General features: G+C 70.4%; 5 protein-coding genes. All 5 read right to left on the bottom strand.

All coding sequences use genetic code 11. From position 1 onward, the window contains the following. Positions 1-107: 107 nt before the first annotated feature. Genes ACTS11_RS14410 through ACTS11_RS14390 form a run of 5 tightly spaced genes read right to left on the bottom strand, consistent with a single transcriptional unit; the run spans position 108 to position 4,892 of the window. A complete protein-coding gene (locus ACTS11_RS14410; RefSeq protein ID WP_442640995.1) occupies positions 108-1,073 on the bottom strand; it encodes a type II secretion system F family protein in 966 nt (321 codons plus the stop codon). A gap of 4 nt (positions 1,074-1,077) precedes the next feature. Continuing rightward, positions 1,078-2,478 carry a CpaF family protein gene (locus ACTS11_RS14405; RefSeq protein ID WP_442640994.1) on the bottom strand — a complete coding sequence of 467 codons (1,401 nt, stop codon included), beginning with the start codon at positions 2,476-2,478 and terminating at the stop codon, positions 1,078-1,080. Positions 2,479-2,488: 10 nt separating this feature from the next. After that, positions 2,489-3,697, bottom strand: a complete 1,209-nt coding sequence (locus ACTS11_RS14400; RefSeq protein ID WP_442640993.1) for an AAA family ATPase — start codon at positions 3,695-3,697, stop codon at positions 2,489-2,491. Positions 3,698-3,720: 23 nt separating this feature from the next. Further along, positions 3,721-4,380, bottom strand: a complete 660-nt coding sequence (locus ACTS11_RS14395) for a TadE/TadG family type IV pilus assembly protein (protein WP_442640992.1) — start codon at positions 4,378-4,380, stop codon at positions 3,721-3,723. Further along, positions 4,377-4,892, bottom strand: coding sequence for a TadE/TadG family type IV pilus assembly protein (locus tag ACTS11_RS14390; protein ID WP_442640991.1), 516 nt, complete (start codon positions 4,890-4,892; stop codon positions 4,377-4,379). The genes ACTS11_RS14395 and ACTS11_RS14390 overlap by 4 nt, the downstream gene beginning before the upstream one ends. Positions 4,893-5,012: the final 120 nt, after the last annotated feature.

Genomic DNA, 5,012 nt, shown 5'->3' with positions numbered 1-5,012 from the left:
CAGGATGAGGACCCCGATCCCGATGCCGATGGGTACGAACTCGTCGGGCGAGTTGTAGAAGTTGAAGGCCGAGTCGGTCAGGCGGTCCATGGCAGGCACCTCCGGGGTCAGACGCGGAAGCTCACGAGCTTCCAGAGAACCAGTGCGTTGAAGACGGTCAGGCCGACGATCGCGACCATCATCGGCACGAAGAGCGGGTCGCCGGACACGTCGGCGTAGTAGGTGGGCGAGGTCAGCGACGTCATGACGTAGATGAACGCCGGCAGGAGCGAGAGGAACCAGGCCGTGAGGCGTCCCTCGGCCGAGATCGCCTTGATCTTGCGGCGGAGCGCGATGCGGTCGCGGATCACGCGCGACAGGACGGTGATGACGCGGGCGAGGTCGCCGCCGGTGCCGTGCTGGATGCCGATGCTGGAGGACAGGTAGTGCACGTCCTCGAGATCGACGCGCTCGGCGAATTCCTGGAAGGCGTCGGGCAGGTCGTCGCCATAGCTCACCTGGTCGAAGATCAGCCCGAACTCCGAGGCGACGGGGTCGGCCATCTCGCGCGCGACGGCGCCGATCGAGGTGTTGAGCGGGTGCCCGACCCGGAGGCCGCGCGCCATGAGGTCGAGGGCGTCGGGCAGCTGGCGCACCATCTTGTCCATCCGGTCCTTCCGCACGGCCAGGACGACGCCGAGCGGCACGACGATGCCGCCGAGAAGGCCGATGAGCGGCGCCTGGACCGCGGGCAGGAACGTGGTTGCAACGATGCCCGAGACGAAGCCAGCAGCGACGCAGAGCGCGAGATACTGCCGCATGTCGATGCGGAGGCCCGACTGGTCGAGCCACTTCGCCAGCGTTGCAAGGGCGGGCGCCCTGCCCGAGACCTTGCCGACCGGCTTCAGGATCGCCCGCACCTCGGAGGCGGTCGCCCCCTTCTCCAGCAGCCGCATCCGCCGGTTGCGGGCGTCGGTCACGCTTTCGCGCCCGGTCAGAAGCTGCGTGATCCCGGTGAAGGCGATGAAGATGCCGAGCGCGACGAGCGTGAAGAACAGGTAGCTCGGGTCGATGTCGAGGAAAACGGTCTGCATTGCCCTATCCCTTCACGGCGAAGTGGCTGTCGGCGAAGGTGATGCCGGCGGCGGCCAGAGCCTCGGCGCTGCGCGGCCGGATGCCCGTCGCGGTGAACTCGCCGAGGATCTCGCCGTCGGCGGAAACGCCCTTGCGGCGGAAGACGAAGATGTCCTGCATCGAGATCACGTCGCCCTCCATCGAGGTGATCTCGGAAATCGCGGAGACGCGCCGCCGACCGTCGGCCATCCGCGTGAGCTGGACGACGAAGTGCAGCGCCGAGGCGATCTGGCTGCGGATCGCCGAGAGCGGCAGGTCGAGCCCGTTCATCGAGACCATCTGCTCGATCCGGCCGAGCGCGTCGCGCGCCGAATTGGCGTGAACCGTCGTCATCGAGCCGTCGTGCCCGGTGTTCATGGCCTGGAGCATGTCGAAGGATTCCGCCCCCCGCACCTCGCCCACGATGATCCGGTCGGGCCGCATCCGGAGCGCGTTGCGCACCAGGTCGCGCTGCGTGACGGCGCCCGAGCCCGTGGGGCTCGGCGGCCGGGTCTCGAGGCGGACGACGTGGCTCTGCTGGAGCTGGAGTTCGGCCGCGTCCTCGATGGTGACGATGCGCTCGCGGTCCGAGATGCTGGCCGACATGGCGTTCAGCATCGTCGTCTTGCCCGAGCCGGTGCCGCCCGACACGAGGATGTTGAACCGCGCCCGCACGAGCCCCCGCAGAAGGCCCGCCGCTTCCTCGGATAGCGCGCCCTGCGCGACCAGCCCCTCCATGGTGAAGGGCATCTTGGCGAACTTGCGGATCGAGATCGACGGCCCGTCGATGGCGCAGGGCCGGATGATCGCGTTCACGCGGCTGCCGTCCTCGAGGCGGGCATCGACCCACGGCACGGACTCGTCCACCCTGCGCCCGATGCGCGAGACGATCTTGTCGATGATCCGCAGGAGGTGCTTCTCGTCGCGGAACCGCACCGGCGTGCGCTCGAGGATGCCCGAGCGCTCGACGAAGACGCTGGAATGGCCGTTGACGAGGATGTCGTTGACGGTGGGGTCGGCCAGCAGCGGCTCGAGCGGGCCGAGGCCGAGGACCTCGTGCATCAGCTCGTCCACGAGGCGCTGGAACTCGGGGCCGCGCATCGGCCGGTTCTCGGCGGCCAGCACCTCCTCGGCGAGGCTCGCGACCTCGCGGCGCAGCTCGTCGGGCATGATCTTGTCGATCACGGCGAAGTTGAGCCGGTCGAGAAGCGCGTCGTGGAGCCTGCCTTTCAGCTCGAGGAAGGCGATCAGGTCGCGCTCCTCGGGCGTCGGCTGGAGCGGATCGGCCGGTCCGCGCTCGGCCGAAGACGGGGCACGCGCGCCGGGGTGGAGCGGGACGACCGAGGCCTCGGGCTGGTCCGGGCGGCGGGTGAATTGCTTGAACATCTTCTGCTCCTCAGTGCGCGGCGGTGCGGGCGGCGGCCTCGCGCGACGCGAGCGCGTCGGCGAGGCCCCGCGCCATGCGGGCGATTGTCTTCGACAGGCGCGAGCGCGCGGCGATCCCGGACAGCGGCACGCCCCGGTCGAGCGCGGCGCGCGCGGCCGAGGGATCGTCCGGCAGCCAGTGGCGGAACTCGCGCTCCAACACCTTCTCGGCGGCGGCGTGGTGACGGCGCAGCAGCATCGGCTTGGCCTCGTGGTTCACCACGATCTCGATCTTCAGCCCCAGATGGGAGTCGGAGAAGAAATCGATCAGCCGCCGCGCCTGCCGGATCGAGGGGACGGCGCAGTCGGTGACCATCAGGAAACGGTCCGCCCGCTCGAGCACCGCGTCGATCCAGTCGACCAGGCCGCCGGGCAGGTCCACGACGACGTAGTCGTGCGTCTTGCGGAGCGCGTCGATCAGGCCCGCGATCTGCGCCGGCTTCAGCGCGTCGAGCGGCGCGAAATGCGCGGGCGCGGTCAGGACCGACAGGCCCGAGGGAAGCCGCGTCATCGCCTGCGCGACGAAGGTGGCGTCGGGCTCCTTGCCGTTGACGGCGAGCTCGTAGAGCGCCTCGTTCGGATCGAGGTCGAGGAAGCTGCCGATGTCGCCGAGCTGGATGTCGAGATCGACCAGCGCCACGCGCTTCTGAGCCGACTTGCGGAACGTGCCGCTCCGGCCCAGAAGCTCGTCGGCGAGGTTGACCGCAACGGTGGTCGAGCCCACGCCGCCGCGCGACTTGCCCACCACGATGACGCTTCCCATCCGGTCGGCCTCGGGCGCGGCCGCTGGCGTCTCGGGCCGCCACTTCTGGCAGATCTCGTGGAATTCCTCGGAGGTGACCGTGTCGGGCACCACCTCGCTGGCGCCGGCGCGGGTCAGCCTGCGCACGTCGGAAAGGGAGGCGTCGGCGGAGGTGACGGCGATCAGCGGCTGCTTCTCCCCTGCCTCGCGGCGGAGCTTCGCGACGGCCTCGAGATCGCGCTCGTCGCCGCCTTCGGCCCGGAAGATGAGCACGCCGTCCATGCGGAAGGGCTCCTGCACGGTGCCGCGCATCTCCGGGAGCGCCTCCTGCCACGCGGGCGGGACGGCGGCGAGGCCCGTCCGGGACGCCTGCCCGAGCACCAGCGGGGCGCCGGGGTCATGCCCCTCGGCGACGGTGTTTCTGGCGTGCTCGGTCATGGTCCTATCCTCTCGCCGCTGGGTCATGAGCCGTCCCCGTGCGCGAGGTCCTCTCCGGGGAGGGAGACGCTCATGCTGGGGAAGGGAATGGAGGTGAAGGCCCCTGTCGCCGGATTGGCGCCGCCCATCGACAGCAGACCGGCCAGGGGATGGATGAAGGCGAAGCGCAACTGGTCGTCGCTCGCGAGTTCGACGGTCACATCCGGCGTGTAGGGACCGCCGAGAAAGCCCATGTCGGGGTTGAACGTGTAGCTGAAGCGCAGGTGGTCGATCCGCGCGTCGCCCGGCAGCGCGCCGCCGATCGCGGCCCAGATCTCGGCGGCCGTCGCGTTCGTCGCGTTGCCTTGGCAGGTCACGGTCGCCTGGGCGGGCTCGAGGCAGATGCCGCGCGCCGCGCCGCAGGAGGTTCCGAAACGGTAGGGCGGCGTGCCGATCAGAGTCCCGCGCCGGTTGTTCTCGGGCACGCCGGCGCAGGCGGGCGGGCGCACCGCCGCGATGCGCGCGGCGACCTGCATCGCCTTGTCGGCGACGACGAAGTTGTAGGCCATCCGGCCGAAGTCGATCAGCCCGAAGAAGAAGACGAGGAACAGGACGAAGACGATGGCGAATTCCACCAGCGTCGCGCCGCCCTCGTCGCGGGCGAACCGGGCTAAACGGGTCGGGATGGGGGCGCGCGGGCTCATGATCCGAAGACCCTGTGCTCGTCGCTGATCGTCGCGGTCAGCGCGGGACGCGCGCCGTTGCCGCCGAAGTCGAGAAGCGCGCCGAAAGGAAGGTCGATGCGCACGGTCGCGGTCACGCGGACCACGGCCACGGGCGAGTTCCGGAAGTTGCCGCTGACGCAGTCGAGCGCCGAGGTCACGCCCTCGACGGTCACGCCGCCAGGATAGAGCGCGGCGCCCGAGTTCGCGGATGCCACGATGGTCGCGAGGTCGGTCTCGAGGCCCGCGACGTGATCGGCGAGCGAGCCGCCGGGCGCGCAGACGTCGAAGGGCGCCGAGCGGGCGAGGAACCGCGCCGCGTCGCGGACGCCCGCGTTCGCCGCCTGGTAGGACCACATCATCCGCCCGCCCTCGACGGTCACGGCGAAGAAGAGGAGGAGGATCGGCAGAAGCAGCGCGAACTCCACCAGCGCCGCGCCGCGCTCGTCGCGGGCGAAGCCTTGGGGCGTGAGGGAGGGGAGGCGGCGGGCCATGGCGATCACCGGTAGAGCCGGACGACGTCGCGGACCGTGCCACTGCCGCCTTCGCCGGCCCCCGCGCTGCCGAGGACCTCGACGAAGATGTCCTTCGTCACGTTGTCGGCGGGCTGGAGG

Origin of the sequence: Roseicyclus sp. (genome assembly GCF_052168335.1) — a bacterium.
Taxonomy (GTDB): Bacteria; Pseudomonadota; Alphaproteobacteria; order Rhodobacterales; family Rhodobacteraceae; genus Roseibacterium.
Note: the sequence above shows the minus strand (reverse complement) of the source record. Positions and strands in the feature narration are given on the sequence as shown.

Excerpts from the sequence above, each read along its gene's own strand:
- ACTS11_RS14410 (WP_442640995.1), bottom strand. The coding sequence starts at position 1,073 with ATGCAGACCGTTTTCCTCGACATCGACCCGAGCTACCTGTTCTTCACG.
- ACTS11_RS14405 (WP_442640994.1), bottom strand. The coding sequence starts at position 2,478 with ATGTTCAAGCAATTCACCCGCCGCCCGGACCAGCCCGAGGCCTCGGTC.
- ACTS11_RS14400 (WP_442640993.1), bottom strand. The coding sequence starts at position 3,697 with ATGACCGAGCACGCCAGAAACACCGTCGCCGAGGGGCATGACCCCGGC.
- ACTS11_RS14395 (WP_442640992.1), bottom strand. The coding sequence starts at position 4,380 with ATGAGCCCGCGCGCCCCCATCCCGACCCGTTTAGCCCGGTTCGCCCGC.
- ACTS11_RS14390 (WP_442640991.1), bottom strand. The coding sequence starts at position 4,892 with ATGGCCCGCCGCCTCCCCTCCCTCACGCCCCAAGGCTTCGCCCGCGAC.